The following is a 26903-nucleotide window of genomic DNA, read 5'->3' on the forward strand; positions in this document are numbered from 1 at the left end:
GCAGCGCACGACAAAAGTAGTATTTACATATATCATTACAGCAGTAATGCTGCTTGTACTTTTTGTGATCGCAGTAAGAACGGGAAGTATCAAGGTCTCGGTGACAGAATTGTATAATGGCTTGTTTGTTAAGTATGATCAGAAGATAGCCACTATTTATGACCTTCGTTTTCCGAGGATATTTATCGCAATGCTCGGCGGTGCAGCAATGGCTGTATCCGGTGTACTCTTACAAGCAGTTATGAAGAATCCACTGGCTGATCCCGGTATCATCGGTGTCAGCTCAGGAGCGAGCTTTGCAGCCGTTCTTGTAACAGCATTTTTCCCTCTTATGTATAATTTTACACCGCTTTTTGCTTGCATAGGCGGATGTACAGCCTGTGCGTTGGTATATATGCTTTCATGGAAATCAGGACTCAGCCCTTTGAGACTTATACTTGTAGGTGTTGCAATAAATACAATGTTTACAGGACTGATGAGCGCATTCAATTCCGGCACAGGCTCGACATACAGCGGTGTGGCAAGCATTGTCAATGCCAATATCACGCAGAAAACATGGGACGATTTCAGACTTCTGGTCTGCTATGCAGTGGTTGGACTGCTGCTCTCACTGTTTGTAACGAGATACTGCAACCTCCTCAGTCTGGAGGATAAAACAGTTCGGTCACTCGGCATCAATGTGACAGCGATCAGACTTATAATCTCATTTATTGCCTGTCTGCTTGCGTCCATTTCAACAGCAGTGATCGGTCCAATCAGTTTCCTCGGACTGATCGTTCCCCATATCGCAAGACTTCTGGTCGGCAGCAATCACAAGGTGCTGATGCCCTACACGATGATACTCGGAGCATTTACGTTCCTGCTTGCTGATACAATAGGCAGAACGATCTGCTATCCCTATGAGATCAACGCAACGGTCATCATGTCTGTTGTCGGCGGACCGTTCTTCGTATTCCTGTTAAGGAGGTCGGACAGAAAACATGGCTAATGTATTTGAGATCAAAGACCTTCATTTTTCATACGGAACAAACGAAGTCATCAAGGGACTTTCGGTGAATATTCAGGCTGGAAAGGTCACAACACTGATCGGAGCGAACGGCTGCGGTAAATCAACACTATTTAACCTGATAACCAAAAGCCTGAAACCGAACAGCGGCAGTATTATGCTCGGCAGTGAAAATGTTGCGGATATGCGCCTGAAAGACTTTGCAAAAAAGGTCGCTATCGTACATCAGTATAACACCGCTCCCGATGATATAACTGTAGAAAAACTGGTCGGCTACGGCAGAACTCCGCACCAGAGCTTCGGCATTTCCTCCGATACGAAAAAAGATGAAGAAATAATACAGCGTTCAATGGAAATAACGAACGTGGTAAAGCACAAGGACAAGCCTGTATCCAAGCTGTCCGGCGGACAAAGACAGCGTGTATGGATCGCAATGGCTCTTGCACAGGATACAAAAACGCTGTTCCTCGACGAGCCGACCACTTATCTGGATATTCGCTATCAGCTTCAAATATTAAAGCTGGTACGCACATTAAATGAGCAGTACGGAATGACGATCATCATGGTACTGCACGACATTAACCAATCATTATACTACAGCGACGAAATTATCGCCATGAAGGACGGAAAGATCTGTGCGCAGGGAGAGCCGCAAAAGGTCATCACATCTGAACTGATGAAGGAAGTCTACGGCGTAGACCTTCAAATCTCACAGCTTGACGGAAAACCGTTCATCATGCCGATCGGAAAATAGCAAAGGATGTGAAATTATGCTTGGAAAGGAGAAAACAGAAAACTATCTGAAAGTAATATACAGACTGCAGCGGATGCACGGCGATGTACGGGGCATTGAGATCGCACATGAGCTTGGTGTCACAAGAACGACCGTCAGCATTGCAGTCCATGAACTTGAAAAAGAAGGCTATGTCATCATCAAATATGACTGCGGTATCCAACTGACAGCAAAGGGTATGCAGAGGGCAAAGGTTGTAACGGAGAAGTATGATTTTTTCATGGATATGCTACGCTATCTCCGTGTCGATCCTGATACGGCAAAAGTTGATGCCTGCCGTATGGAGCATAGCCTGTCAGAAAAGAGCTTCAAGGCTTTGCAGGCATTCTTTCAAAATCACATGCGTGCAGCGATAAAAGCACATATTTTAGAATCAAACGAGGACAGGGGCTGAAAAAGCCCCTTCCCATTACAAAAAAGGAGGATATATGGGTAAGAAAAAAACTCTATTATCAATCATATTATTTCTGACACCGCTTTTGTATATACACCGCAGAGTTATTAAATCAATTTTAACAGGCTCACCGATGCCGGAAAGTCCGCATAAATGTCACGGAAGATCGGAGGACGGCGATGTTTGATAAACGACTGACACAGCTATGTCCCGAAAGCAAAAAATACATTGTGGGCAATATTATCCTGCAATGGCTGGAGCTTGCGCTGAATACCGTTATGATAATCACGGTCGCAAAAACGATCAGCAAGCTATATTACAAAGAATGGACGATGAGCGACCTGACTTTGCCGATCATCGTAATTCTGGCAACACTTGTCATACGCTTCTTTACAGCGCAGGGAGCAACGAGAATGAGCTATCTTGCGTCAAAAACTGTCAAGCAGAAGCTCCGTGAGCTGATATATGGCAAGCTGCTCAAACTCGGCAGCAAATACCGTGAACAGGTCACGACTGCGGAGCTTGTGCAGGAGTCCGTTGAGGGCGTTGACCAGCTTGAAAGCTATTTCGGACTTTACGTTCCACAGTTTTTCTACGCTTTCATTGCTCCAATCACGCTGTTCTTCCTGTTCGGATTCGGCGGAAGCTGGGCAACTGCGACTGTACTTCTGGTCTGTGTACCGCTTATCCCCGGTGCGATCATGATGGTGCAGAAAATAGCCAAAAAGCTGCTCTCGAAATATTGGGGACAATACGCACAGCTTGGCTCAACATTCCTCGAAAACTTGCAAGGCATGACCACACTGAAAACCTATCAGGCAGACGAGTTCAAGAACGAGCAGATGAACGAAGAATCCGAACATTTCCGTTTCGTGACAATGAAGGTACTGACTATGCAACTCAATTCCATTATCATCATGGACTTCTTTGCATACGGCGGTGCGGCGCTTGGCATTTTAATGGCAACAAGAGCCTTTGTCAAGGGCAATCTTGCACTTGCAAACTGCATTTTCATGATACTGCTCTCGGCTGAATTTTTCCTTCCCATGCGCCGTCTTGGAAGCTATTTCCATGTTGCCATGAACGGTATGGCGGCAAGCGACAAAATATTCAAATTCCTGAAGCTGGATGAGCCTGCCGACCGTATCGGAATTATTGAAGAAATCGGCGAAATATCGCTGAATAACGTGCATTTTTCTTATGATGAGAGCCGTGAGATCCTCCACGGTATCAGTATGAAAATTCCCGAAAACAGCTTTGTGGGTATTGTCGGTGAATCCGGCTGCGGTAAGTCAACCGTGGCTTCACTGCTCATGGAGAGAAATACGCCCACTGCCGGCACACTTACCTTGAACGGCAGGGACATGAGCGAGATCGCAGAAGATGATCTGATGGAGAATTTCACCTATATCAGCCATGCGCCTTATTTTTTCAAAGGTACAGTACGGGAAAACCTGCTTCTGGGCGTACCGTGCTTTGCGGCTGAGGACAGTGTTTTGTGGGAAGTGCTCGACCGCTGCAATCTTTCCGCATTTCTGAAAGCCGAAAAAGGTCTGGACACTGTTCTGCTTGAAAACGCAGGGAATCTCTCAGGCGGTCAGAAACAGAGACTCGCCCTTGCAAGAGCGATCCTGCACGATTCTCCCGTTTACATTTTCGACGAGGCGACCAGCAATATTGACGTTGAGAGCGAGGAAGTTATCCTCTCCGAAATTCGTAAACTTGCGAAAAACAAGACCATTATCATGATAAGCCACCGCCTTGCAAATGTGGCTGACGCAGACAATATTTACTGCCTTGAAAGCGGAACTATCGCTGAAAGCGGCACACATGAGGAACTGCTGAAAAAGGGCGGTACATACGCAAAACTCTGGCAAACACAGGCAGAGCTTGAAAACTACGGAAAGGAGGCGAAGGCATGAAAAAGCGTTCAAAAGCAGGTACACTTCTGAAAATGCTCGGACTGGTAAAGCCGCTGACAGGCTTCATGTGCCTTGCCGTCCTGACGGGAACACTCGGCTATCTTGCAGTGCAGTTTATCCCGATCTTAGGCGGATTTGCCGTACTTCATGGACTCGGACACGACACACCTATCAGTATTACGGCAATATGGGTATGTCTTGTGCTGTTTGCACTTTTGAGGGCAGTCCTCCGCTACACAGAACAGCGCACCAATCACTACATCGCCTTCACGCTTCTTGCAATTATCCGTGACAAGGTGTTTCAGGCACTCCGCAAGCTGTGTCCTGCGAAGCTGGAAGGACGTGACAAGGGCGATTTAATCAGCCTTATCACCTCCGATGTTGAGCTGCTGGAAGTGTTCTATGCCCACACAATTTCACCGATCTGCATTGCGTTTCTGGTGGAGCTTGTCATGGTGATCTTCATCGGCAGCTATCACTGGTCGCTTGGACTGCTTGCTCTCTGTGCTTTTGTCAGTGTAGGAGTGATACTTCCGCTTATCATATCCAAACGAAGCGGAAATACAGGCGATGAGATCAGAGCGCAGTCCGGCGAGCTTGCGGCTTACGTTCTCGAAAATATCCGTGGACTGGACGAAACGGTGCAGTACGGAAACGGTATGCAGCGAATGGACGGAATGAACCGCAAGACACAGCAGCTTACCGAAAATCAGGGCAAGCTGAATAAGCTGACAGGCTTCAATCTTGCGCTGGCGAACACTTTTATTCTTGTGTTTGACATTGCAATGCTTATGTTATCGGCACACCTTTACAGCAAGGGTATCACCGATTTTTCGGGATTTATCATTCCGCTGATTGCTCTGATGTCAAGCTACGGACCGGTGTCTGCGCTTGCAAATCTCGGTACGACACTCCAAAGCACGATTGCTTCGGGAGGTCGAGTTCTGGACATTATAGAGGAAACGCCTGAGACTGAGGAAATCACCGGAAAGCAGAATGTTTCATTCAGCGGTGCGGACTGTGAGAATGTCACATTCAGCTACGGCGGCGATGTTGTGCTGAAAGATTTCTCCATGAAATTCCCCGAAAACAAGATCGTCGGCGTGATCGGCAAATCGGGAAGCGGCAAGTCCACTCTGCTGAAACTGCTCATGCGTTTCTGGAAAACGACCAATGGTACTGTGAATATCTCAGGCACAAACATCGAAAACATCAACACCGCAAATCTGCGTGATATTGAAAGCTACATGACGCAGGATACGCAGCTTTTCAAGGACACGATCGCAAACAATATCCGAATCGGCAAGCTCAGTGCGACCGATGAAGAAGTAATTTCTGCCTGCAAGAAAGCCTCCATCCATGACTTTATCATGACATTGCCGAACGGCTATGATACGCAAGTCGGTGAGCTTGGCGAAACGCTTTCCGGCGGTGAAAGACAGCGTATCGGTCTTGCAAGAGCCTTCCTCCATGATGCACCGTTCATGCTCCTTGACGAGCCTACAAGCAACCTTGACAGCCTGAATGAAGCTGTTATCCTCCGTTCGCTGAAAGAGGAATCTGCCGGAAAGACCGTTGTTCTGGTGTCGCACAGAGCCTCTACCATGCGTATCGCTGACGTGACACATTCCGTAGAAAACGGACGTGTGAGCTGATGAATGTTCAGACAAAGCGTGAACGTGAAAAGGAGCTTGTATCGCTGATGATAAGGATATACTGCCGCAAAAAACACGGCGGCAGATCCTTATGTCAGCAGTGTGCGGAGCTTGAAAACTATGCAAGGCAGAGGTCAGATAAGTGTCCTTTCATGGAAAATAAGACCTTCTGCTCAAATTGCAGAGTGCATTGCTACAAGCCCGAAATGCGTGAAAAGATCAAAGAGGTCATGCGATTCAGCGGACCGAAGATGATCTTCTACAGACCTGTGACGGCGATACGTCACGTTATAGCCACGAAACGTGAGAAAAAACGATTGGAGGAAAGCGATGGCAATTAAAAGACTGATATTTCTGATACTCGGCTGCATCTGTCTCGGACTCGGCACTGTCGGTATTTTCCTTCCGATACTCCCTACCGTCCCCTTCTATATGGCAACAGTATTCTGCTTCAGTCAAAGTTCACAGAAGCTCCACGACTGGTTCATCGGAACGGAGCTGTATAAGAAGCACCTGAAATCTTTTGTTGAGAAGAAGGGTATGCTGATGAAAACAAAGATCAGCATACTGACTACAGTAACACTTCTGATGGGCTTTGGCGTATTCATGATGGCACGGAAAGGAATATGGATACCTTGTATCATCATCGGCGTGGTGTGGGTATGCCATATAATATATTTTGTGTTCGGTGTCAAGACGCTCAAAGAGGAAAAAACAATACAGAAATAGTTTTAGAAAGCCGTTCATTCTTGGACGGCTTTTCGTGTGGAAAAATCTTGAAAAAACAGTTAGCGTATGCTATAATAGAAATATAAGTTTGCATTTGCTAACTACTATTCGATTCATGAGGTGATAAAGTATGCTGAAGTATACTTGCAAATACTGGAACATTCTTGCACCGCTTGTCAAAAAGTCGTTGAAAAAGCATTACGGAAAGGCGTTTACAGAAAAGACGATGATAAAAGCTAAATCGGAGTATCGGGCAATGCTTGAACGTGTGGACGATATCGGCGCAGATAATCCAATGGCTTCAAATATCTATATGAGTTTTGTGTTTCTCGCAGCATATAAGGCTGCAAACGGAAAAATCACGATCAAGGCTCTGAGAATGATCGCACATGAAGCTATGGAATGGAAACCGCTGAGATTGATTGGAATATTCGTAAATGCCAATAAACCGAGTGGTATCCGGGCAATTCGCAAAATGATGCTGAAAAACGCTGAATGGCTCGAAAAGCACCCAAAGTACATGAAAGTTTCGTGGGACTTCAATTTTGATGAAAACAAGCATCGTGACGGATATTACTATCATTTTACGCAGTGTCCGCTGAACAACTTTGCAAGGCGTGAGGGACTGCTTGATGTACTTCCCGTGATGTGTGATATGGATTTTTTGACCGCCGGTTTGATGCACGCAAAGCTGCACCGTGAGAATACGCTTGCAGGCGGCGGAAAGATATGCGATTACTGGTATGTGGGAGATAAGGTGAAAAATCCGAAATAATATTAAAATTGAAAGGAGCAGCTATGAAAAAGATACGTTCTTTATCCAATGCAAAAATAGATGAAATATCTGCACTCATCGGTGCATCGTTCTGGGATTATCCCTATGAAGATGGAGAAGGCGGATTGAAGCAGTTCTTCCCATCAAAGCAGGCGATGACGGAGTATATGAAATCCTTTGTCATTGCCGGCATCGAAAGCGGAACATTCTACAGCACCGATAATGGTGAAGGATATATCCTTATCACCGATACCAAAGGAAATCACCCGAATTTTCGTAGTATCGTCAAAATGGCACGGCGTATGAAAAATGCACTTGGAGGCTGGGGGAAGCTGTTTTCATTTTTGAAACAGGCAAACAGTGGCTGCGATAAAAAGCCGCTTGAAATACAGATGAAAAAGCAGAAAAAGCCTTACGTTAAGGTTGAAATGCTGATTGTGACAGAGAAGTATCAGGGGCAGGGCTATATGCGCAAGCTCATGGAGTTTGCCTATAAAATGGCTGAAAAGAATGGCTGCCCCTGCATACTGGATACCGATGCAAAGGGAAAATGCGACCGTTATGTGCATCTCGGCATGAAGCTCGTTCAGACACGAACGGCGGCAGGCTGTATGATATATGATCTGATGTACAGCAAGGAAGGTGTGAACTGATATGAGTATCCCTGTTATTCTCGTTGAAATGGCTGTATTTTCCGTACTGTTCACGATCATGTGCTTCAAAACCACAGGCGGAAATAATACTGTGCAGGTCGAAAACTATCCGCCCGATATACAAGAGGAATACTTCAAAACGCATGAACGGATACCGACTGCGCCGCTCTCAAAAAGAGTGATCGTTACAAAGTCAATCGCACTTCTTTGTTTTGCTGTGATACTTGTTATCATGGCGCTGCTTGCCGGAGCAAAGTCTTTTACACAAGGCTTTCTGTTTGCATTCGGCATGATGGCGTGGATCGGGGCTTATGATACATTCTTTATTGACTGGGTGCTTTTCGCCAATATGAAGCGGTTTCGGCTTGAAGGAACGGAACACATGGACAAAGCGTATCATCAGAAATGGTTTCATCTGAAAGGGATGCTGTTTCCGGGATTGGTGTTTGCTCTGATTCCGGCTGCGATTGTCGGTTTGATCGTGATGCTGATGCAAAAATAATCTCTGACAGGATGAAGATTTATGATTTTTCTGCAATTATGCTTATACTGCCTGTTATTCACAGCAATGGTCAGATATTCTGTCAGAGGCGGAGCGATAAACGGACTGTATTTCTATCCGAAAGCGGTGCAGGAACGGGCATATGAGATCGGCCTGACTGACAGGGAGACTGTGAAAAAGCAGTGCAAACGCTTTATGACGCTGTTCTATATCGTAATGCTGTCTGCACTGGTTCTTATCATTGCCGTGTGGAATCGTGTCACTGATTTCAAGAATGCCTATTTACAGGCACTTCTGTTTCTGGAGGTCATGAATATCTATGATGGTGTTGTGATTGACAAGCTGTGGGTAGGACACAGCAAATTCTGGATTCTGAAAGGTACGGAGGATATTCCTTTCGTGCAGACATGGGCGCAGGTAGTGAAAAAGCGTTCCTTCCTTGCCCTGATTTGGGTAGTCGGCACGCTGATCGTTGCAGGACTTGCGGTGCTGGTTTCAACAATGATAAATTGGCAGCGGTGATTGGACTTGCTACCGGAAAGGATGATTTATTATGAAAATACTGGTTTACGGCTGCGGCGTGATTGGTTCACTTTTGGTTCATACGCTTTGCAGAGCAGGCAATGATGTAACGGTCGTTTCCAAAGGCGCATGGGGCGATGTATTGCAGAAAAACGGGCTGCGTATTCATCATCAGCTACAGCATAAGGATACTGTCGATCATCCCAACGTTGCAAAAGAATTGCCCGATGACTACTTTGACCTTGTATTCTCGGTCATGCAGGGCTGTCAGCAGAGAAATGTTCTCTTAGAGTTAGCGGAAGTTAATGCATCTGTTGTGATTCTGGTCGGCAACAATCCCGAAGCTGCTGATATGGAGGGTGAAATACTTGCACTGTCTGACACACCCAAAACCGTTTTGTTCGGCTTTCAGGGAACGGCAGGTGTCCGCAGTGCCGGAAGCGTAAATTGCCTTCACGTCGGCGCCGGCTCTATGACAATCGGCGGATTACATCGTGCATTGACTGCAAATGAACAGCAAACACTGCTTGAAGCATTCGGAGATACCGGCTATCGGCTGACCTTTGAAGATGATATGGAAGGCTGGCTGCACTGTCACGCTGCGTTCATCCTGCCGATCGTTTATCTCAGCTATCATTATGGTTGTGATCTGCGGAAAGCGAACGGAAAAGACATTGCATCTATGATGAAAGCCGCAGAAGAAGCATACGACCTGATTGCTGCCTGCGGAATTGAGATCCGTCCGAAGGGTGATGCGGATTATTTCAGAAGCAAGCCGAAACTGGCTGTTCTGACAGCAATCATGTATATCATGAGCAAAACAAAGCTCGGTGAGCTGGCTGCGACCGACCATTGCCGGAATGCAGTCACGGAAATGGAATGGCTCGATACAGCGTTTGAAATGCTGCGGCAGGCGCAGCCCGAACAAAGAATGCCGGAATGGGATAAGCTGCGGAATGCGATGCCGTCATGGGATGAAATTCATTGAATCTACGATCACGGAACAAAGATCACCGTATGTGATCCGTCAGCAAGGCGTAGAAAGATTGCAGCGGGATTGGCGCTTGCAGGCGGGTTATTCACTGCGGTCTGCATCTATAAAAAGCGAAAGAAGAATGATCTATGACATACAACAACATCGGAATCGACAATACCCTTGACTGGCCCCGTATCCGCAAGCTGTTTATCATCGGGCTGATCGGCGGCTGTATGACCTTCTGCGGGGACTGGCTCCTCGGATACGGTGTATATGATGAAAGTCTGTCAGGACTTGAAAAGAAGCTGTCACAATATCTTGTCTTATCGGATGGAACATTGTTCTGGTCAGCTTTTCTCGGACTGATCGGCATTTCACTGGAGGGGCTTTGCTATTTTGGTATATACAGACTGATTGCAAGCGGTAGTATGAAACACGCCCATATATTCCGCAGCGGCGTGTTCGGGTATATGCTGTTTGCAGCCTGCGGCGTTCATGTGCCATGCCTTTCGACTGTGTTTTTCTATAACCATATGATGCTTGAAGCGCCGGATACTGCGTATGATCTGACAGTGAAATTCGGCTTGTATTTTCTTCTGCCTGCGCTGATACTGTTCCTGGTATTCTTCTCTGTCATGAGCGCTGCACAGATCGATGCATTCGCCAAAAGAATGACGCCCTATCCGAAATGGTGCTGGATATTCTCAATGCCCGTCGGTATGGCGGCAGCGATGCTGTTGAAATTCGCCGGCAATCACGCTGTTGTAAACGGTCTGACCGCCGCATGGATCAGTATCGGAAATATCTGGATGTTCGGCGGCTTGCTGCTGACAATGAGATTTGCGCAGAGGAAAAAATGATGAAAGATAAAACAAGAAAATACGCAAAAATGTTCTCTAAGGCAATGAAAAAGCTCGGCAGGAGTGATTATAAAAGACTTGAGCACGTTTTTTATCAGCGTTACAATGCACACCTGAATTCAGAAATGTATCAGAAGTATCGAAAGAACTATCCTTCCATCGGAACGGATAAGGTCTACTTGGGAATTACATTTGCACAGATCATGCTGAAGCTCGGCTATTCAATGGACGAAGCAATAGAAGCGTGGGGAACGTATATCATGGCTGATAAGTTGCGTATGGTAGAAGGGATTATCCGGCTTACCGATTTTTTTGGAAAAGGATATCGTCTTTGCGGAAACTGGCTGGACAAGGACAAAAAGACGCGGGATCAGGACGGATCAGTCCTCTATGAATCCTATCACTATAATGACCGTGAGCTGGAATACAAGATACATACCTGTGCCTATGTCAAGCTGTTTGAGCATTATCATATCCGGAAATTCTGCAAGGCATTCTGCAATAATGACCTGTGTATGTGCGTGCTGCACAGGAGTGCAAAATTCATTCGATATTCCGACAAGGTTGACGGCGATTACTGTCACGACAAACTGATCAATCTGTCACGTTAGGGGGCTATTTTATGAAATTCGATCAACATGATAAGGTGGTAACAGCACCTGATGCGCTGAACAGTCCGCTGTACAGGCTGACAAAAGCAGCCGTGAAGGCTGCAAAGATACGGAACAGCCTTATCGGTACAAAGGAAGAAGTTCTTGCAAAAGCGGCGAAAATGAATGCGAAGAACCGTCATTTTATCATGCCGACAGACAACAAGGCTCACTATACCGATCATCTGATACAGGGACAGTATCACTGCATTGAAATTGACATAGAGAAGAAGCGGCGAGATAAAGCGATATTGTTCGTATTCGGTGGCGGCATGATACTTGGCTCGGATAAAGGCGATGTGGGGCTTTCAAGAAAGATCGCTGAAACAACAAATTCCGATGTATGGTTCCCGTATTATCCACTCTGCCACGAACACGATATGCTCGAAAATGTGCAGATGATATTTGAATGCTATGAGAAAATGCTGACATTCTATCAGCCCGAAAACATCGTATTTCTTGGGTTTTCTTCTGGCGGTGCGCTGATACTCGATCTGATAACCTATATCAACGAGCTGAATGACAGCGGCATCAATATCCCGATGCCGGGTTTGCTGATTCCCATATCGCCCGGAAGTGTTCCCGTAACAGATGCAGAAAAAACAGCAATCAAAGCACTTGACAAGCGAGATATCATGATTCCTGCGGAGTATATGTATACTGCCCGTGAGATCATGTGTCACGGCAGAGATATTCCCGAAAAATACCTTGCGACGGCACACGGCGACTTCCGCAATGCTCCCATGACGCATTTCTATTACGGCAGCGCAGAAACGCTGTACGCCTTTGCTCCCAGCTATGCAGAGAGCTACCGGAATGCAGGGGCAAAGTGTATTATTCATGTGGGGAAGGGAATGCATCACTGCTATGCGCTGCAATACTTTATACCCGGCTGTAAGCCTGCGTTTGACGAGATAATGAGGCTGATTTGCAGATACTTCAAGAAAGGAACTATATCATGAGTTTTACAGATAATTTCGGAAATCCCAAAGGACTTCTCGGACGTATGATGCTTACAACAATGGATAAAGAGCATTTGCCAATGGCACAATGGGCGTTAAAGCAGATAAAGATACCCGATAATGGAAAAGTTGCGGATATCGGCTGCGGCGGAGGCTATAACATAAGGCGTATGCTTGAAATGAGTTCAAAAGCTAAATTTATCGGACTTGATATATCCGATGAGAGTGTTAAAAAGGCTGAAAAGGTTAATAAAGCTGAGATCGGCAAACGAGTGAAGATCATCAAAGGCAATGCTGAAAAACTGCCGTTCAAAGAAAACAGTATCGATCTGATAACTGCATTCGAGACAGTTTTTTTCTGGAAAAAGCCGGAAAAAGGATTCAAGGAAGTACACCGTACTCTTGTAAAGGGCGGCTGCTTTGCGGTTATCAACAATTATGGTGATCCCAATGTGGATTGGGAAAAGAAAGTACCGTGTATGAAGAGATATACGGCAGAACAGATAGCCGAAATGCTTAAAAAAGTAGGATTTGCCGACATATCTGTTAATAAAAAGGATAATCTGTTTTTAGTCATGGGATACAAAAAATAAAGGAGTGTAGTCAATGAGTGCAAATTATAAAAACTGGGTACCTAACGGAATGATAACTGCGCTTACTGCCGGAACTGCGATACTCGGTGCAGGAACGGCAGCATTAATGTTTACAAAAATAGATCCGAAAATGAAAAAAGCTCTCGTCGCAACAGCAGGTGCAGGTACGCTTGTATGCGGTGCAATTACGGCTTGGAGCATCTATGCTCACAGCAAATTCTCTTATGACGGCAAACGTCAGCTTTCAAAAGAGATAGTTGAGGGCACTGCTGCATACATCACTCTTCCCGAAGGTGGAATAGGTCTTGATGTAGGCTGCGGAAGCGGTGCGCTGACTATCGCTTGTGCAAAGCGCAATCCACATGGGCGTATGATTGGTATTGACCGCTGGGGAATGGAGTATGCTTCATTCAGTCAGCAGCTCTGCGAGGATAACTCCGATGCAGAGGGCGTTAATAATACCGAGTTTCATCAAGGCGATGCCTGCAAGCTGGATTACCCCGATGAGTATTTCGACGCAGTTACAAGCAACTATGTTTATCATAACATTGCAGGTGTGAATAAACAGGAGCTTTTGCGAGAAACATTGCGTGTACTGAAAAAAGGCGGTACATTTGCTATCCATGATATTATGTCAAAGGGGCGGTACGGCGATATGCAGCAGTTTATCAGTGAGCTGTATGATGAAGGCTATGAGGTCGCAGAGCTTATCGACACAACAGACGGTATGTTTATGACAAAGGGCGAAGCTAAAGTTCTTGGTCTCAGCGGTTCGTCACTTCTGGTCGGAAAGAAATAAATTATGATAATGAATGCGTTGATATGCGGTCTGATATGGTCGGTCATGTGGAGCGTCTATGTATTTCTGATACTGAAATGCTATCCGTTTTCCATGCTTCATGATTATCCAAAGGATATTCAGGCTGCGGCAGCAATAGATAAACCTACAAAAGAACAGGAAAAAGCAGCCAAACGGTTCGGTGCAGTCGGCGGTCTTATTATACTTGGTACTCTGCTTGCATTCGGATCGCTGCACTTCCACAACGAACAGGTCTCTTTCCTACAGGTATTTGAATATCTGTTTATAGTCGCTATGACATGGAATGTTGTTGATCTGCTAGTTATGGACTGGCTTATCGTATGCACAATCACGCCGAAATGGGTAGTAATAAGAGGAACAGAAGACTGCAAGGGATATAAGGACTATCTCTTTCACTTCAAGGGATTTCTCATAGGCTGTGTATATACCACTATCATGGCTGTGCTGTTTTCGGGGATAGACTATGTGATACTTTGTTTTTTGATATGGAGATAATATGATATGATGAAGAAAAAAGAACATTTACCGTTATTCGGCGTCGGACCGATCTATGTATACATCGTTGCAATGTTGACACTTCTTGCTTTTTTATGCAGAAACCTGTCCGTATTTGAAGCAGGAAAAATTACGAGCATCAGATCCTTACTTATCATTTTAGGAAGCGTTCTTATCGTGCTCGGAGCAGTCATGTGGATCATGGCAGTGATCGTGTCAAAGGTTGATGATAATATCAAGAAGAATCAGCTTGTAACAACAGGGATATATGCTTGGGTACGCAACCCGATATACTCTGCTTGTATGTTTGCCTGCACAGGCTTTATTCTGATGATCGGAAATGCGTTCTTCTTTGTCCTGCCTTTTGTATACTGGCTTTTCATGACGGTTCTGATGAAGCAAACGGAAGAAAAATGGCTGCGTGAGCTTTACGGTCAGGAATATAAGGATTACTGCAAGCGTGTCAATCGCTGTATTCCGTTTAAGAGAGGATAAATAATGCTGAAACTATGTTTGCTGACCGCATTTATCGGTCATTTGATGTGCTGGTACTGCGACTGCCTTATCACATATACGCCTGACGGCAGGTTTTCAGCCAAAATGCTGAATGATAATGAACAGCTTTCTGAGTTATTCAAGGATATGTCGCTGAAAAGACCGATGCGTTCTATTATGCTTGGCGTTTTTGCACTTATCATGTCATTCTGCGGATTTCTTGCTCTGAGTGAGTGGATGCGGCAGTTTTCAAATGTTTATGCTGTTATTATGCTGATTGGCGCTGTCTTGTTTACGACTTGTGTGATACCGCATCATGTGATATGCGGTCTGGTGGAATGGCTTTATATTAAGCTCGGACGAACCGATGATGCAAGAAAAGCCGTACTTGATTTTTTCATGAAAACATCGGCAACAATGATCGTATGCTATACCGGACTGCTTATCTTTTCGGTCACATTCTTTACAGCCGTTATTACAGGAACTACGACTTTGCCAAAATGGGCGTGTATCTTTAATACATTGCCGCTGTTCATTCTTTTATCACCGTTCAAATTAGCAGGCAGCGGAAATATTGCAAATGCCCTGATGTTTCTTGCACTTGCGGTACTGATATAAAAGGAGATTTCAATATGGACAGAGTTATCGGAATTATCGGTATCATAAGCGGCTTCATGTGTGCGCTTGCAGATACACCGCTTGCCTATTTTTACGATGAAAATAATCAAAAGATCGGTCAGCGCAGGGATATTCAGACAGGCTGGCAGACCGCATCATCAAAGAGATTTTATCTGTCATTTCTGCTTTCTTTTCTTGGTCAGCCCGGCTGTTATCTTGTTATGTGGCGGCTTGCTGAAATGATCGGGAAGGAAAATGATACAATGTGCAGCATCCTGAAAATATGCACATTTCTCGGATGCTATACAGGTCTTATCACACACGCCGTTTTCTGTATCAAGCCGCTTGTATACAAGCATATTTATCAGGAGGCATCCTTAAAAACATCAGAAACCGCACTGCATGAAACAGACAGGCTCACCATTTTACCTGTACTTGTATGCAGCTTTACACTGATCATAATCCCTGCTTTTTTGATCTCTGCGGCAATATGGCAAGGTATCCTGCCTGTATCAAGGCTGTGGATCATATTCAATCCCATATTCCTGATGATAGCCATGCTTGCGGTCAAAAAAGCATTTCCGAAGCTGCCGCTGATCGGATTTATGGGAACAGGCTTTATCGTTTATTCAGCTTTACTGCTGACAATATCATGAACAAGGAGAGATCCAAATGACTGCAAAAGAATATAAAGACTTATCCGTTAAGGAGTTTACAAAAGCTGCCGAGATATACGAATCAGATCAGGCAGGCATATATAATATGTGTAAGAAAGATTATCCCGACATACTGGCTGAGCTTGAAAAAGAGCCTTTTACCGATCTGCTGGACTGCGGCTGCGGAACAGCTCCCATGCTGACACTTCTGCACGAAAAATATCCCGACAAGCACTACACAGGTATTGACCTGACACCGAAAATGATAGAGGTTGCCAAAAACAAGAGAATGACAAATGTTGAACTTGTGGTTGGTGACTGTGAAAATCTGCCGTTTGCTGAAAATTCTTTTGATGCAGTGATATGCTCTGAAAGCTTTCATCATTACCCGAATCCGCAGGATTTTTTCAATAGTGTTTACCGTGTTCTTCGACCTAATGGCAGATTTATTCTGCGTGATATTACAGTTGAGCCGTCAGTTAAACGCTGGCTGTTTAATCACATCGGTGTAAAGCTCGTGAACCTGACAGGCAAGGGCGATGTTCGGATATACGGCAGAGATGATATCAAAAAGCTGTGTGACAATGCAGGACTTCATTTGGAGTTATTTGAAAAGAGAACGTCTTATCGGCTGCACGCCGTTATCAGAAAAAGCAGGGCTTGAAAGCGAGGACATATACTATGCTTTTAACGATTTTTCTTGCGATCGTGTTCTGTGCTGCTATCACGATCATGCTTTTATCAGCTGTAGCATTTGTTCAGAAGAAAGAGTTTTTCTCGTCTGCACCAAAGGAAGCACAGGAAGCGCTTCTGCCGAGAGAACATGAATTATTCTACGGTGCGAGAGCAATAGGCTGGACGCTGATGATATTCAGCATACTGATGATAGCAGGCGTAGGCGTAATATCAATTTGGGACGGTTTCAGAAGTGACTTTACGTTTTTACAGTTCTTCCTGCGCTTTGTTTCCATATTCACCATTTACAAATTATACGACATGATCTGCTTTGATTATTATCTTCTGATGAAATTTCAGTTCTTTCAGTTTTATTATCCGGAAGTCAAAAGCGTATATTCGGGGAGAAAATATGGATATAACATCAAAAGCCAGCTTTTGAAACTGTTTGTCATTTTTCCTGCCGCATCTGCGCTTGCGGCGTGGATATGTACATTGTTTCAATAACACTTATAAAGAAGGGAACGAAATATGTATTTAGTTTTTTCGATATTAGGACTGCTCGGCGGTTTGCTCTGCTGTGTGGGAGATGTTCTGTTCGACCTGAAAGGCAAAGGAAATGAAAAACTTGGCACTTCTAAGAATATTGACAGTAACTGGCTGAAAATGGCTGATTGGAGGTTCGGACTGTCTATTGCACTTGCTCTGATTGGTGACGCCTTTGTCGGACTTGGTTTTTATTCTATCGGAATGCAGATCGCTGAAACACATTCTATACTCGGTTATCTGACACTCGGATGCGGATATTTCGGTTCAATCGCAGGCATTTTTATTCATTCCTTTGTCTGCATACAGGCACTTATCTACAAAGGAGCAATGATACACGGCGACCTGCAGATAGCAGATGATATACTTGAAAAACTGTACAAGCAGATCACGCCTACATTTTTCGCAGGATATATCACGCTGATGATACCGACAGTCACGGTCATAATAGCGATCCTCAACGGAGCACTTGATGTTCCGAAAATTTGTGTACTGCTGAATCCGATTGTTTTTCTGATCTTTGGAGTGACCTGCCGAAAAATTGATCCAGTGAAATTTCAGGATCTGCCCGGAATTATCATGCCGAGTTTTGGCCTTGCCATGTTCGGACTGATCGGAATTCTGAATCTAACATGATAAAGGAGTAAAACAAATGGAAAAATATGATATATCTCAGATAATTGAGTTCAAAACAGGTACATACCAACTGAACAGCGATGCGAATTTCAATTTTCAGCTCAACCGTGTTATTATGTGGGACGGCGGAGATGCTGACGAGGTTGCCGCTGTATCGCAAAACATAAAGACAAGCTCTGATTGGGTAAGTGCAATGGAACAGCTTGCCGAAAAAGCACACGCAGAGGGCAGAACTGCCAACGAGATCGCATATCTTCGTATGTCGGAGTTTTTCATATATGATACCGATCCGAAGAAAAAGCAGCGTTACACCGAAGCCTGTGAACTGTTTTATGATTATTACAGCGACTATTTCGACAAAGGTATCGTAGAGCAGCATAAAGTGCCGTACTGCGGCGGTCATCTGCCTGTTATGGTGACAAAAGCAAAGGGTGAAAGAAAAGGTGCACTGCTGCTTCACGGCGGAAACGACAGCTATTTTGAGGAACTTTTCTTTCCTATGCTGTATCTTGCAGAGAACGGTTTTGACGTGTATCTGTATGAAGGACCGGGACAGGGCGGCGTTCTACGCTTGCAGGAAATGAAGTTCACGCATAAATGGGAGAAGCCGACAAAAGCTGTGCTGAATTATTTCAAGCTGAATGATGTGACGATAGTCGGCGCCTCACTCGGCGGATACCTTGCTCCCCGTGCAGCAGCATTTGACAAGCGTATCAAGCGAGTTGTCGGCTGGTCGATATTCCCTGATTTCTTTGATGTTATAATATGCGATCACCCTAAGCCCATGCGGAAAACCATAGACTCTATGTTCCGTATGGGACTTGATGCACCGCTGAATAAACTGTATACGAAGATGATGGAAAAGGAAGAAATCATAAAGTGGAATCTTCTGCACGGAATGTACGCTTATGATGCAAAAACGCCTTGCGAGTATGTTAAGAAGATACGTAAATTCACGCTGAAAGACATCGCTGACAAAATAGATCAGGACGTACTTATCATCGGTGCGAACAAGGATCATTTTATCATGCCGTATCTGTTCCATGAGGAATATGATATGCTTCAAAATGCTCGTTCCTTAACATTAAGACTGCTGACGGACAAGCAGAATGCAGGCGCACACTGCAATGTCGGCAACTCAAAGCTGGTACTGGATTCTATCATCAAATGGGTAGAGTGCTGCACTGAATAATTTTTAAGGAGAATGATGAATATGGGACTCATGAAGAACTTTTTTAGTCAGACCAGAAAACCCGAAGGTACACTTGGTAAGATGATGCTTTCGGGTATGAATTCGGGACACGCAAAACTTGCCGATTGGGGATTTGAGCATCTGCCGAAGCTGTCACCGAAACAGGCTGCCGATCTCGGCTGCGGTGCAGGCAGAAATGCAGGTGAACTACTGAAAAAATATCCGCAGGCAGTTGTCACAGCAATGGATTACTCAGCACTTTCCATTCAGAAGGCAAAGGGATACAATCAGGCTATGATAGACGCAGGCAGGTGCAGGGTCATACAAGGCGATGTATCGAAACTGCTCCTTGAAGCTGACAGCTTCGAGCTTGTGACTGCTTTTGAAACGATCTATTTCTGGCCGGGGCTTGAAAAGTGCTTTTCGCAGGTAGCTAAAATTCTGAAAGACGGCGGATACTTTATGATATGCAATGAGTCCGACGGTACAGATAAAACGAGCAAGAAATTTGAATCAATCATTGACGGTATGCGATGCTATACGCCTGCTGAGATCACGGCTGCACTGAAAGCAGCAGGTTTTTCAGAGGTGACTTCTGACCATCACCCGTCAAAGCCGTGGATAACAGTTATTGCAAGAAAGTAAAACCGGTGTATATTAACAATGACATCATTTTTGACGCTTTTTTAAACATGGGGATGTGACATAATGCAGAATAATCGAATAATAAAGCTATTGGATATCTTATTGAAAGAAACAGACGATGAGCATAAGCTGACTACAAATCAGCTTATCAATAAACTCGCAGAAGAAGGCGTATCTGTTCACAGAAATACTATATCAAGCGATATAGAGATCCTAAAAGAAGCCGGATATGATATAATTTGCGAAAAGAGCACACAAAATCTTTATTATATCGGTAAACGTGACTTTGATAATGCAGAGATAAAAATGCTTTGCGACGCTGTAAATGCAGCACACTTTATAACCGAAAAGCAGACATCTCAGCTTATTAGTAAGCTTTTGAGAAATGTCAGTACATACACGGCTGATAAGATACGTTCTATGATACAAGCTCCTTCATGTGTGAAGGTTACTGAATCAAGTATTTATAATGTCGATTTGATAAATCAAGCTATATCTCAAAAGAAAGCAATAACCTTTCAATATTATGAATATAACGAGCAAAGGGAAAAAGTTCTCAAGCACAACGGACATATTTACACTGTCAGTCCTTATGCAGCGGTGTGGCATGAGGACAGGTACTATATGATCGGATATAGTGTAAAACACGAAGATATAGCCAATTTCAGGATCGACAGAATGACTAATGTATCAGTATCAGATAAAAGCAAATATGTCTGTCAAAGAGATTTTGATCTGAAAGAATACTTACAAGCTAAGATAAAAGTATTCAAAGGAGTACGAACTGAGGTGTGCCTGAAATGTAGAAGTAAGCACATGAAAGCACTCCTTGACTATTTCGGACATGGAATAAAAACAACAAATGCTGAAAAAGGATACTTTAATGCTGTAGTTGAGATAGAGCTAAGTCCGACATTTTATGCATGGGCCTTCCAGTTCGGCGGCGATATAATTATACAGTCTCCACGGAACGCAGTTGACGAATTTATAAAAATAGCGAATACACTGATTCAGATACATACCAATTTATGAAAAAATCCGCCTGCATGAATTGCAGGCGGATTCAGTTTATCCTGAAAAGTGCTGAATAGACTTTAAAGCTTCCAGCTCACAGCCTTTTTTCTGTCTTCGACAAATGTTCGGTAAATGCCTTTCTGCTGCATAAGCTGTTCGTGCCTGCCCTGCTGGACTATCCTGCCGTCATCAATAACTACGATCTGATCTGCGTGCTCGACGGTTTTTAGTCGGTGTGCGATCATTATTATCGTTTTTTCTCTGGTCAGCTCCTCGATAGCCTTTGTAAGCTCTGCTTCGTTTTCGGGATCAACATTGGCTGTTGCTTCGTCGAGGATAATGACAGGAGAGTCCTTCATTATGGCTCTTGCAATGGATATACGCTGCTTTTCACCGCCCGAAAGACTTGCTCCGCCCTCGCCGATAACGGTATCATAGCCGTCAGGGAGCTCCATTATAAAGTCGTGGCACCGAGCTTTTTTCGCAGCTTCAATGACCTTTTCCATAGGTGCGTCAGGCTCGCCGAAGCGGATATTGTTCGCAATTGTATCCTCGAACAGATACACCCTCTGGAACACGAAGCTGAAATTATTCATCAGACTGTCGAAGCTGTACTCCTTGACATTATGACCGCCGAGCAGCACCTCGCCGCTTTTTACGTCCCAGAAGCGTGCCATAAGATTGGTGAGAGTTGTCTTTCCGCCGCCTGACGGACCAACAATGGCGGTAGTAGTTCTTTCGGGTATATTCAGATCAACGCCGTTGATTATAGTTCTGTTTTCGTATGCAAATGTGATATTTTTCAGCTCTATATCGTGATTTGCAGGCGATATCTCCTCACCCTCGATATCCATTTCGGGAATTGAAAGTATCTCACTTGCCTGATCAACGCAAACTCCCACACTGCGGATAAGTGCGGAAAAACCTGCCATAACATCGAGGCTTTCATAGATCATAAAGGAGCTTATCATCATCATTATGCAGTAAAGGAGCGACATGCTGCCGTTTATGTAGAAATTCGCAGACACAGCGCACATAAGAATGCCTGTCAGCTTTGTTGTGATTTCCTGCAGGGTAATATATGGGATAACATCGAATTCAAGGTGAGTGTCTCCGTACTGCTTTGCCTTGATGGCTTTTTCCAGCTTCTTTGCACGGCTGCTTGTAAGGTTGTAATTCTTTACCTCTGCGATGCCCTGTATGAACTCAATTACCGCAGCTACAAGCTCTCTGTTGGCTTTCTGCTGTCTCGGAGCGCCCTTGCGTGTCTTTCTCTGCATGGCTGCATTTATAAAAGCGTATACGCCGATGCCTGCCGTGAGGAGCAGTCCGATGCGCCAGTCAAAGATAAAAACGAATGCAGTGATAACAAATGTGGTGAGTATGCCCTGAGTAGTCACCATAACAACTCTTGTGGCTATATCCGCAAGGGCTTCCATAGTGTTTGTTGTAACGCTTGTGATGTGACCGAGACTGTTGTCGTTGAAATATCCCATAGGCAGATAACGCATATGCTCGGCTATTTCAATACGCTTGTTGCAGCAGGAATGGTAGCCTGCTTCACATTGGAGCATGGTGGTTTTCAGATTGATTATAAACTGTCCGAGAAGTGATAATCCCAGAATAGCAAGGGCTCCAAATATATATTCATTCTTCATGTCATTGTCAATGATACCTTTGGTTACGACAGCAATAGCCGTTATCCTGAGCGCCGCAAATATAGCCTTTACAACTCCGAGACCGATAGCCTTGTACATTTTATCCCTGTCAGTTTTATTGCAGAAATCGAAAAATCTTTTCAGTGCTGTAAACATTATGCTCCCTCCTTTACTGCTATATGTGCATTCCACATCTGAGTATACAACGGCGAATTTTTGATAAGTTCCTGTTGTGTGCCAGAGGCTTCCACTCTGCCGTCATTTATCAGTATTATCTGATCTGCTGTTGCGATAGTTGACAGCCTGTGTGCGATAACGAGCAGTGTTTTTCCCTGCACCAACTTTGCAACCGACGACTGCACAAGAGCCTCGTTTTCGGGATCGGTGTAGGCAGTTGCTTCGTCAAGGATAATTACGGGAGCATTTTTCAGCATCGCCCTCGCAATGGAGATTCGCTGACGTTCACCGCCCGAGAGATGACCGCCCGCACCGCCTACAACTGTCTGATAGCCTTTTTCGAGCTGCATGATGAAGTCGTGGCAGCCGCACTGCTTTGCAGCATTCATCACATCTTCATCGCTCGCATTGGGATCACCCATACGGATATTATCCATTATGGTCTCGTCAAACAGGTAATTATCCTGTGAAACATAGGCAATATTGCGGTTATACTCATTAAGCGGCAGTTTTCGTATATCAACTCCGCCGAAGGTGATACTTCCGCTGTCAACATCCCAGAATGAGGCGATGAGCTTTGCGATAGTGGACTTTCCCGAGCCAGACGGGCCTACAAGAGCATTGACCGTTCCTTGTTTTATCGCAAGGTTTATGCCATGTAAGATCTCTTTGTCCTTGTAGCCGAAATGCACATCTTTAAGAACGATATCAGTACCGTTGGGCTTTTCCGTAAGAGTATCGGGACGGATAAGCTCCTCACGTTCAAGTATCTCCGTCGCTTCACCGATTATAGTTCCCATCTTCGATACATCGTCCATATATGAAGCGATTGTCGTGATAGGAGCGACCAGTCCTAAAGACAGGATAATGAGCATAAGGAAGTCCGCGCCGCTGATATTGCCGTGCATAAATGAGAGAGCACCGAAGGGCAGCAGTCCCAGCAGAAATGACGGCATAAGCAGCATTGCAAGGTTCTGATATACGTTGCACCGTCTCATCCATTCTACAAAGCAGTCCGCACCTTCCTTTGCAGCAATGACAAACTTGTCGTAAGAGGTCTTAGCCTTGCCGAAAGCCTTGATGACCTCGATTCCGTTGATATACTCAACGGCGGTATCATTCAGAGCCTTTGTCTTGACAACGGTATTTTCATAGCTCGCCTGACTTCCTCTCATCATAAGTGCAAAGAAAAACGCTCCCACAGGCACACACAGCAGCGAAAGCAGCGTAAGCTTTACGCTGATAGTCATCATATAGATTATGAGCACTATGGGAACAAAGGCGTTGGAGAGCACCTCGGGTATAATATGGGCAAGAGTCGTTTCTATGGAGTCAACTCGCTCGCAGATGATATTCTTGTACGTTCCGCTGGACTGAGACAGCACAGAACCCAGCGGTATCTTTGACAGTTTCTCTGTGAGCTGACGGCGTATATTGGCAAGAACTTCAAACGTAGCCGCATGAGAGAGTGTTGTTGAAAGTGCATGACATATACGGCACAGCAGCCAGAATACAGCCATTTTCACAATGCTCGCAGTAAGCAGTCCCATATCCTTTTCAATAACTCCCGAGTGCATTTTCAGCAGCTTATCCACGATATCAGCCATATACACATAGGGCATCAGACCGCAGATGACCTTCATCATCGCAAGCAGGACGCTGAGAATATAATTAGACCTCTTCTGCCCTGCAAATTCTACTACCCAGCTAAGAGCTGTGCGCTTTTTCTGTTGTTTTTCCATGAATTATCCTCCTTAAATATTAGCATTTGCTAACATATATCCAAAATATATTCGGCATTAAATGCCGAATAATCTTTTCCAGCCGGCTGAGAAAAATACATCGAGCGTATCAGCGTAATGCATTGCCTCAGCTTCTGAAAAATCGTGTATCACAGCCTCAAACACCGCAGAAACATTGGCGGTCACAAGCAAATGAAGCTCCATATCGGAAACTTCGTTGATCTTTATCCCCAGCTCCTTGCTCCGTTCAATAAACATTGAAGTCGATTTTTCTTCCATTATCGCAACATCATGGATAAAGCTCTCATACTTCGTTCCGTGTGAACAACATACTATCAGCCTGAACGCACTGAAGTGGGAATAGATGAACTGCATGAACAGAGCAGCATCGCCGCCGTAGTCCTTCCATATCTCGTTGATCCCGACCTTAGGGAGTTGTTCGAGTGATTCTGTCTGCATTTTGTCGAATAATTCCATCAATTCAGTTATTGTAGGCTCAACAAGTGCAGAAAACATATCCTCTTTGTTAACGAAATGTTTGTAGAGGGCTCCTGCTGTTATCCCCGAATTTTCTGCAATTCTTCGCATTGAAGCATTCTCGAAGCCGTGTTCGAGAAATTCGGCTGTTGCAGCTTTGATTATCCTTTGATGTGCGTTGGTTTTGTCTCTCGGCATTATATCACTCCTTCGGTAAACACTGTTTACTTACAATCAGTATTATATATCACATAAATGGATTTGTCAATACCTTTTTGAAAAAGGATCGATTTTTGCTTTTTACCGTTTATTCTTTGAATTAAAAAAACAAATGCTTGTTAAAAAACAAAAATAAATTATTGAGGTGCACAACTGATTGTGCACCTGCTTTTTTTACTATTGACACAGAACATACTTTCTGCTATAATAACTACAACATCAGAAATCTGATGGAGGGGATAAAAATGAATAAGGGGAAAAAATATGATCGTGACGACGATGTTCCCATCGGCGGCTGTTTTGATCACTCAAAATGGTATTGTCCCAACTGTGCAAATCTTAATGTTGGACTGCCTGATAATAAGGGAGCGTATAAGTCTGTATGTCAATGCTGCGGCATTATTATGCGTAGAAAGCGTATAAGCCGTACAAAAGAAGCGATAGAAATAATCATTTCCAATTGATAATAAAACTGAATAAAGCAGCAAGCGGTTTGCGGATAGCAAGGCCCGGCTGAAACAGCGCCTTGATAGTAAGTCCTTGTATTTCAAGCAAACCGAACCCGATAGTTAAAATCCCGACGTCTTACAGACGCTCGCATGGAGGGCATCGGCAGGAATGTTCTTTACCTTAGTGGTAGAGGGCATCCCTGTCGATGTCCTCTTTTTTTATATAATATATTGATTCTTTTCTGCTTAGTTACTCCTAAGAAGAAACCTTATATATTATAAATCAAATATTCAACGCCTGATATGCATTAAGGGCTGCGGATACAAATATGGACTTTTCGTTTTTGAAAAGCATATTTAGTACCCTTTCTTTAGTGCGCCCATTTATCAGGCAGCCTCGGAGTCTGTGTACTATGTATGCAGGCTCCGTTTTTTGTGTCCGCTGAAAGGACACAGAAATGAAAAACAACGTTAAATGGCTGTGCTATACGGCTAAATATCCATGATTTTCCGTGTTGAGTTACATATCAAAATCAACACGGAGGTCAAAATAATGGGATATAATCATGGACTTGAAAAGAAAAAGTTTGACAATGAATGGCAGAAAAATGAAAAGCTCTACCGTGAGCTTGGAATGACAGATGAGCAGATATCTGCTATCTGGGAGTTCGACTATGAGACATTTCTTTCGGACAGGGCTTACCTTGAAAAGAAGCATGATCTGTCTGACTACGAAGATACACTCCAAAGCAGTGATAGCATCATTGACGAGTGCAATATTGAAGAAAACTGGCATGAGTACATAACAGACATTGATAAGAGAAGACAGTTGTCAGAGCTGCGCCCGGAACAAAGACGTGCTTACTATTTATGTAAGGTTTTGGAAATGAAACAGGAAGACGCTTCGTCAATTTTACTGATACCAAGGCGTTCTGTTAGTCGCTGGATTGTTAAAATTGCTGAAATTTTAAAATAGTGGCCAAAAACATCCCTTCCCACCGGCTACTTAGTGAAGGGCAATAAAGCACTTCGCTAAACTTGACAATTGAATAGCAGCGCATAAGTGTGCAGCAAGATCGGTGTGGGCAACAAACCTGCGAGCCGCGGACATCCATACGCCACGACCCCGGAAACGGGCGAGCGATAAATATGAGCATGACGGTGGGAGCGGAGCCACTCCCATTATGGCAATGACAGCCGACTTGCGCGCCCGTCCGCACCAGCGGCTCTGACTCCGTAAGGGCAGAGAGACAAGGATCTGCGTGAACAGTGAGGACTCTGTTCGGCTTATGCGCTCCCCTCCCCGGAGGGCGTCAGAAATGGCGAGAGATTATCCGAGGCCTTTGATTAAGGAAAATGCCGTCGCACAGCGTGACGGTAAAGCACCCCTGCGGAGG

General features: G+C 44.5%; 32 protein-coding genes. 29 read left to right on the forward strand and 3 right to left on the reverse strand.

Going from position 1 to position 26903, the window contains the following annotated elements:
- Nucleotides 1–46: 46 nt before the first annotated feature.
- The 27 genes from T488_RS0100505 (at nucleotide 47) to T488_RS0100635 (ending at nucleotide 20802) form a co-directional block, all read left to right on the forward strand.
- Complete coding sequence (locus T488_RS0100505; RefSeq protein ID WP_051536139.1) at nucleotides 47–988, forward strand: FecCD family ABC transporter permease; 942 nt, start codon at nucleotides 47–49, stop codon at nucleotides 986–988.
- Nucleotides 981–1760, forward strand: coding sequence for an ABC transporter ATP-binding protein (locus T488_RS0100510; protein ID WP_028519097.1), 780 nt, complete (start codon nucleotides 981–983; stop codon nucleotides 1758–1760). Before T488_RS0100505 ends, T488_RS0100510 begins: the two co-directional genes overlap by 8 nt.
- Before the next feature lie 16 nt (nucleotides 1761–1776).
- On the forward strand, nucleotides 1777–2193 hold the full coding sequence (locus T488_RS16585) for a metal-dependent transcriptional regulator (protein WP_051536084.1): 417 nt from the start codon (nucleotides 1777–1779) through the stop codon (nucleotides 2191–2193).
- Between the two features lie 179 nt (nucleotides 2194–2372).
- Complete coding sequence (locus tag T488_RS0100520; RefSeq protein WP_028519098.1) at nucleotides 2373–4115, forward strand: ABC transporter ATP-binding protein/permease; 1743 nt, start codon at nucleotides 2373–2375, stop codon at nucleotides 4113–4115.
- Nucleotides 4112–5770, forward strand: coding sequence for an amino acid ABC transporter ATP-binding/permease protein (locus tag T488_RS0100525; RefSeq protein WP_028519099.1), 1659 nt, complete (start codon nucleotides 4112–4114; stop codon nucleotides 5768–5770). The genes T488_RS0100520 and T488_RS0100525 overlap by 4 nt, the downstream gene beginning before the upstream one ends.
- Nucleotides 5770–6111: a nitrous oxide-stimulated promoter family protein gene (locus tag T488_RS0100530; RefSeq protein WP_037296634.1), complete on the forward strand. Its 342-nt coding sequence runs from the start codon at nucleotides 5770–5772 to the stop codon at nucleotides 6109–6111. The genes T488_RS0100525 and T488_RS0100530 overlap by 1 nt, the downstream gene beginning before the upstream one ends.
- Nucleotides 6101–6499 carry a YbaN family protein gene (locus T488_RS0100535; RefSeq protein ID WP_028519101.1) on the forward strand — a complete coding sequence of 133 codons (399 nt, stop codon included), beginning with the start codon at nucleotides 6101–6103 and terminating at the stop codon, nucleotides 6497–6499. The genes T488_RS0100530 and T488_RS0100535 overlap by 11 nt, the downstream gene beginning before the upstream one ends.
- Before the next feature lie 130 nt (nucleotides 6500–6629).
- On the forward strand, nucleotides 6630–7274 hold the full coding sequence (locus tag T488_RS0100540) for an L-2-amino-thiazoline-4-carboxylic acid hydrolase (protein WP_051536085.1): 645 nt from the start codon (nucleotides 6630–6632) through the stop codon (nucleotides 7272–7274).
- Between the two features lie 23 nt (nucleotides 7275–7297).
- Complete coding sequence (locus T488_RS0100545; protein ID WP_028519103.1) at nucleotides 7298–7927, forward strand: GNAT family N-acetyltransferase; 630 nt, start codon at nucleotides 7298–7300, stop codon at nucleotides 7925–7927.
- Nucleotide 7928: 1 nt separating this feature from the next.
- Complete coding sequence (locus T488_RS0100550; RefSeq protein WP_028519104.1) at nucleotides 7929–8429, forward strand: hypothetical protein; 501 nt, start codon at nucleotides 7929–7931, stop codon at nucleotides 8427–8429.
- 66 nt (nucleotides 8430–8495) lie between these two features.
- Nucleotides 8496–8951 carry a hypothetical protein gene (locus T488_RS0100555; protein WP_242838272.1) on the forward strand — a complete coding sequence of 152 codons (456 nt, stop codon included), beginning with the start codon at nucleotides 8496–8498 and terminating at the stop codon, nucleotides 8949–8951.
- A gap of 31 nt (nucleotides 8952–8982) precedes the next feature.
- Nucleotides 8983–9939 (forward strand): ketopantoate reductase family protein, encoded by a 957-nt coding sequence (locus tag T488_RS0100560; RefSeq protein ID WP_037296636.1) that lies wholly within the window; start codon nucleotides 8983–8985, stop codon nucleotides 9937–9939.
- A gap of 134 nt (nucleotides 9940–10073) precedes the next feature.
- Nucleotides 10074–10787 (forward strand): DUF6796 family protein, encoded by a 714-nt coding sequence (locus tag T488_RS0100565; protein WP_028519107.1) that lies wholly within the window; start codon nucleotides 10074–10076, stop codon nucleotides 10785–10787.
- On the forward strand, nucleotides 10784–11398 hold the full coding sequence (locus T488_RS0100570) for a hypothetical protein (protein ID WP_155267129.1): 615 nt from the start codon (nucleotides 10784–10786) through the stop codon (nucleotides 11396–11398). The genes T488_RS0100565 and T488_RS0100570 overlap by 4 nt, the downstream gene beginning before the upstream one ends.
- A gap of 11 nt (nucleotides 11399–11409) precedes the next feature.
- Nucleotides 11410–12399, forward strand: coding sequence for an alpha/beta hydrolase (locus T488_RS0100575; protein ID WP_028519109.1), 990 nt, complete (start codon nucleotides 11410–11412; stop codon nucleotides 12397–12399).
- Nucleotides 12396–12992, forward strand: coding sequence for a class I SAM-dependent methyltransferase (locus tag T488_RS0100580; protein WP_028519110.1), 597 nt, complete (start codon nucleotides 12396–12398; stop codon nucleotides 12990–12992). Before T488_RS0100575 ends, T488_RS0100580 begins: the two co-directional genes overlap by 4 nt.
- A gap of 13 nt (nucleotides 12993–13005) precedes the next feature.
- Entirely contained in the window at nucleotides 13006–13791 is a 786-nt protein-coding gene (locus T488_RS0100585; RefSeq protein WP_028519111.1) for a class I SAM-dependent methyltransferase, read from the forward strand.
- Nucleotides 13792–13800: 9 nt separating this feature from the next.
- Complete coding sequence (locus tag T488_RS0100590; protein WP_242838273.1) at nucleotides 13801–14307, forward strand: hypothetical protein; 507 nt, start codon at nucleotides 13801–13803, stop codon at nucleotides 14305–14307.
- 6 nt (nucleotides 14308–14313) lie between these two features.
- Entirely contained in the window at nucleotides 14314–14802 is a 489-nt protein-coding gene (locus T488_RS0100595; protein ID WP_082320384.1) for a methyltransferase family protein, read from the forward strand.
- Between the two features lie 3 nt (nucleotides 14803–14805).
- Nucleotides 14806–15420 (forward strand): DUF6796 family protein, encoded by a 615-nt coding sequence (locus T488_RS0100600; RefSeq protein ID WP_028519114.1) that lies wholly within the window; start codon nucleotides 14806–14808, stop codon nucleotides 15418–15420.
- Nucleotides 15421–15434: 14 nt separating this feature from the next.
- Nucleotides 15435–16076, forward strand: coding sequence for a DUF6796 family protein (locus T488_RS0100605; RefSeq protein WP_028519115.1), 642 nt, complete (start codon nucleotides 15435–15437; stop codon nucleotides 16074–16076).
- Nucleotides 16077–16092: 16 nt separating this feature from the next.
- Nucleotides 16093–16740: a class I SAM-dependent methyltransferase gene (locus T488_RS0100610; RefSeq protein WP_028519116.1), complete on the forward strand. Its 648-nt coding sequence runs from the start codon at nucleotides 16093–16095 to the stop codon at nucleotides 16738–16740.
- 17 nt (nucleotides 16741–16757) lie between these two features.
- Entirely contained in the window at nucleotides 16758–17258 is a 501-nt protein-coding gene (locus T488_RS0100615; protein ID WP_028519117.1) for a hypothetical protein, read from the forward strand.
- A 24-nt stretch (nucleotides 17259–17282) separates the two neighbouring features.
- Complete coding sequence (locus T488_RS0100620; RefSeq protein ID WP_028519118.1) at nucleotides 17283–17933, forward strand: DUF6796 family protein; 651 nt, start codon at nucleotides 17283–17285, stop codon at nucleotides 17931–17933.
- Between the two features lie 16 nt (nucleotides 17934–17949).
- Complete coding sequence (locus tag T488_RS0100625; RefSeq protein WP_028519119.1) at nucleotides 17950–19125, forward strand: alpha/beta hydrolase; 1176 nt, start codon at nucleotides 17950–17952, stop codon at nucleotides 19123–19125.
- A gap of 21 nt (nucleotides 19126–19146) precedes the next feature.
- Nucleotides 19147–19770: a class I SAM-dependent DNA methyltransferase gene (locus T488_RS0100630; RefSeq protein ID WP_028519120.1), complete on the forward strand. Its 624-nt coding sequence runs from the start codon at nucleotides 19147–19149 to the stop codon at nucleotides 19768–19770.
- A 63-nt stretch (nucleotides 19771–19833) separates the two neighbouring features.
- Nucleotides 19834–20802, forward strand: a complete 969-nt coding sequence (locus tag T488_RS0100635; RefSeq protein WP_028519121.1) for a helix-turn-helix transcriptional regulator — start codon at nucleotides 19834–19836, stop codon at nucleotides 20800–20802.
- A gap of 62 nt (nucleotides 20803–20864) precedes the next feature.
- On the opposite strand, the gene T488_RS0100640 is transcribed toward T488_RS0100635, so the two are convergent.
- From T488_RS0100640 to T488_RS0100650, 3 genes are read right to left on the reverse strand one after another with little or no spacing between them, the layout of a single operon-like run.
- Complete coding sequence (locus tag T488_RS0100640; protein WP_028519122.1) at nucleotides 20865–22598, reverse strand: ABC transporter ATP-binding protein; 1734 nt, start codon at nucleotides 22596–22598, stop codon at nucleotides 20865–20867.
- Nucleotides 22598–24361: an ABC transporter ATP-binding protein gene (locus tag T488_RS0100645; protein ID WP_028519123.1), complete on the reverse strand. Its 1764-nt coding sequence runs from the start codon at nucleotides 24359–24361 to the stop codon at nucleotides 22598–22600. Before T488_RS0100645 ends, T488_RS0100640 begins: the two co-directional genes overlap by 1 nt.
- 57 nt (nucleotides 24362–24418) lie before the next feature.
- Nucleotides 24419–25036, reverse strand: coding sequence for a TetR/AcrR family transcriptional regulator (locus T488_RS0100650; RefSeq protein WP_028519124.1), 618 nt, complete (start codon nucleotides 25034–25036; stop codon nucleotides 24419–24421).
- Nucleotides 25037–25302: 266 nt separating this feature from the next.
- On the opposite strand from T488_RS0100650, the gene T488_RS0100655 reads away from it, so the two are divergent.
- Entirely contained in the window at nucleotides 25303–25521 is a 219-nt protein-coding gene (locus tag T488_RS0100655; RefSeq protein WP_028519125.1) for a hypothetical protein, read from the forward strand.
- A 538-nt stretch (nucleotides 25522–26059) separates the two neighbouring features.
- The gene (locus T488_RS0100660; RefSeq protein ID WP_028519126.1) at nucleotides 26060–26482 is read left to right on the forward strand and encodes a sigma factor-like helix-turn-helix DNA-binding protein; all 423 of its coding nucleotides are present in this window, start codon (nucleotides 26060–26062) and stop codon (nucleotides 26480–26482) included.
- The last annotated feature ends 421 nt before the right edge of the window (nucleotides 26483–26903 follow it).

The sequence above is a fragment of the Ruminococcus flavefaciens ND2009 genome (genome assembly GCF_000621785.1).
GTDB lineage: Bacteria > Bacillota > Clostridia > Oscillospirales > Ruminococcaceae > Ruminococcus > Ruminococcus flavefaciens_C.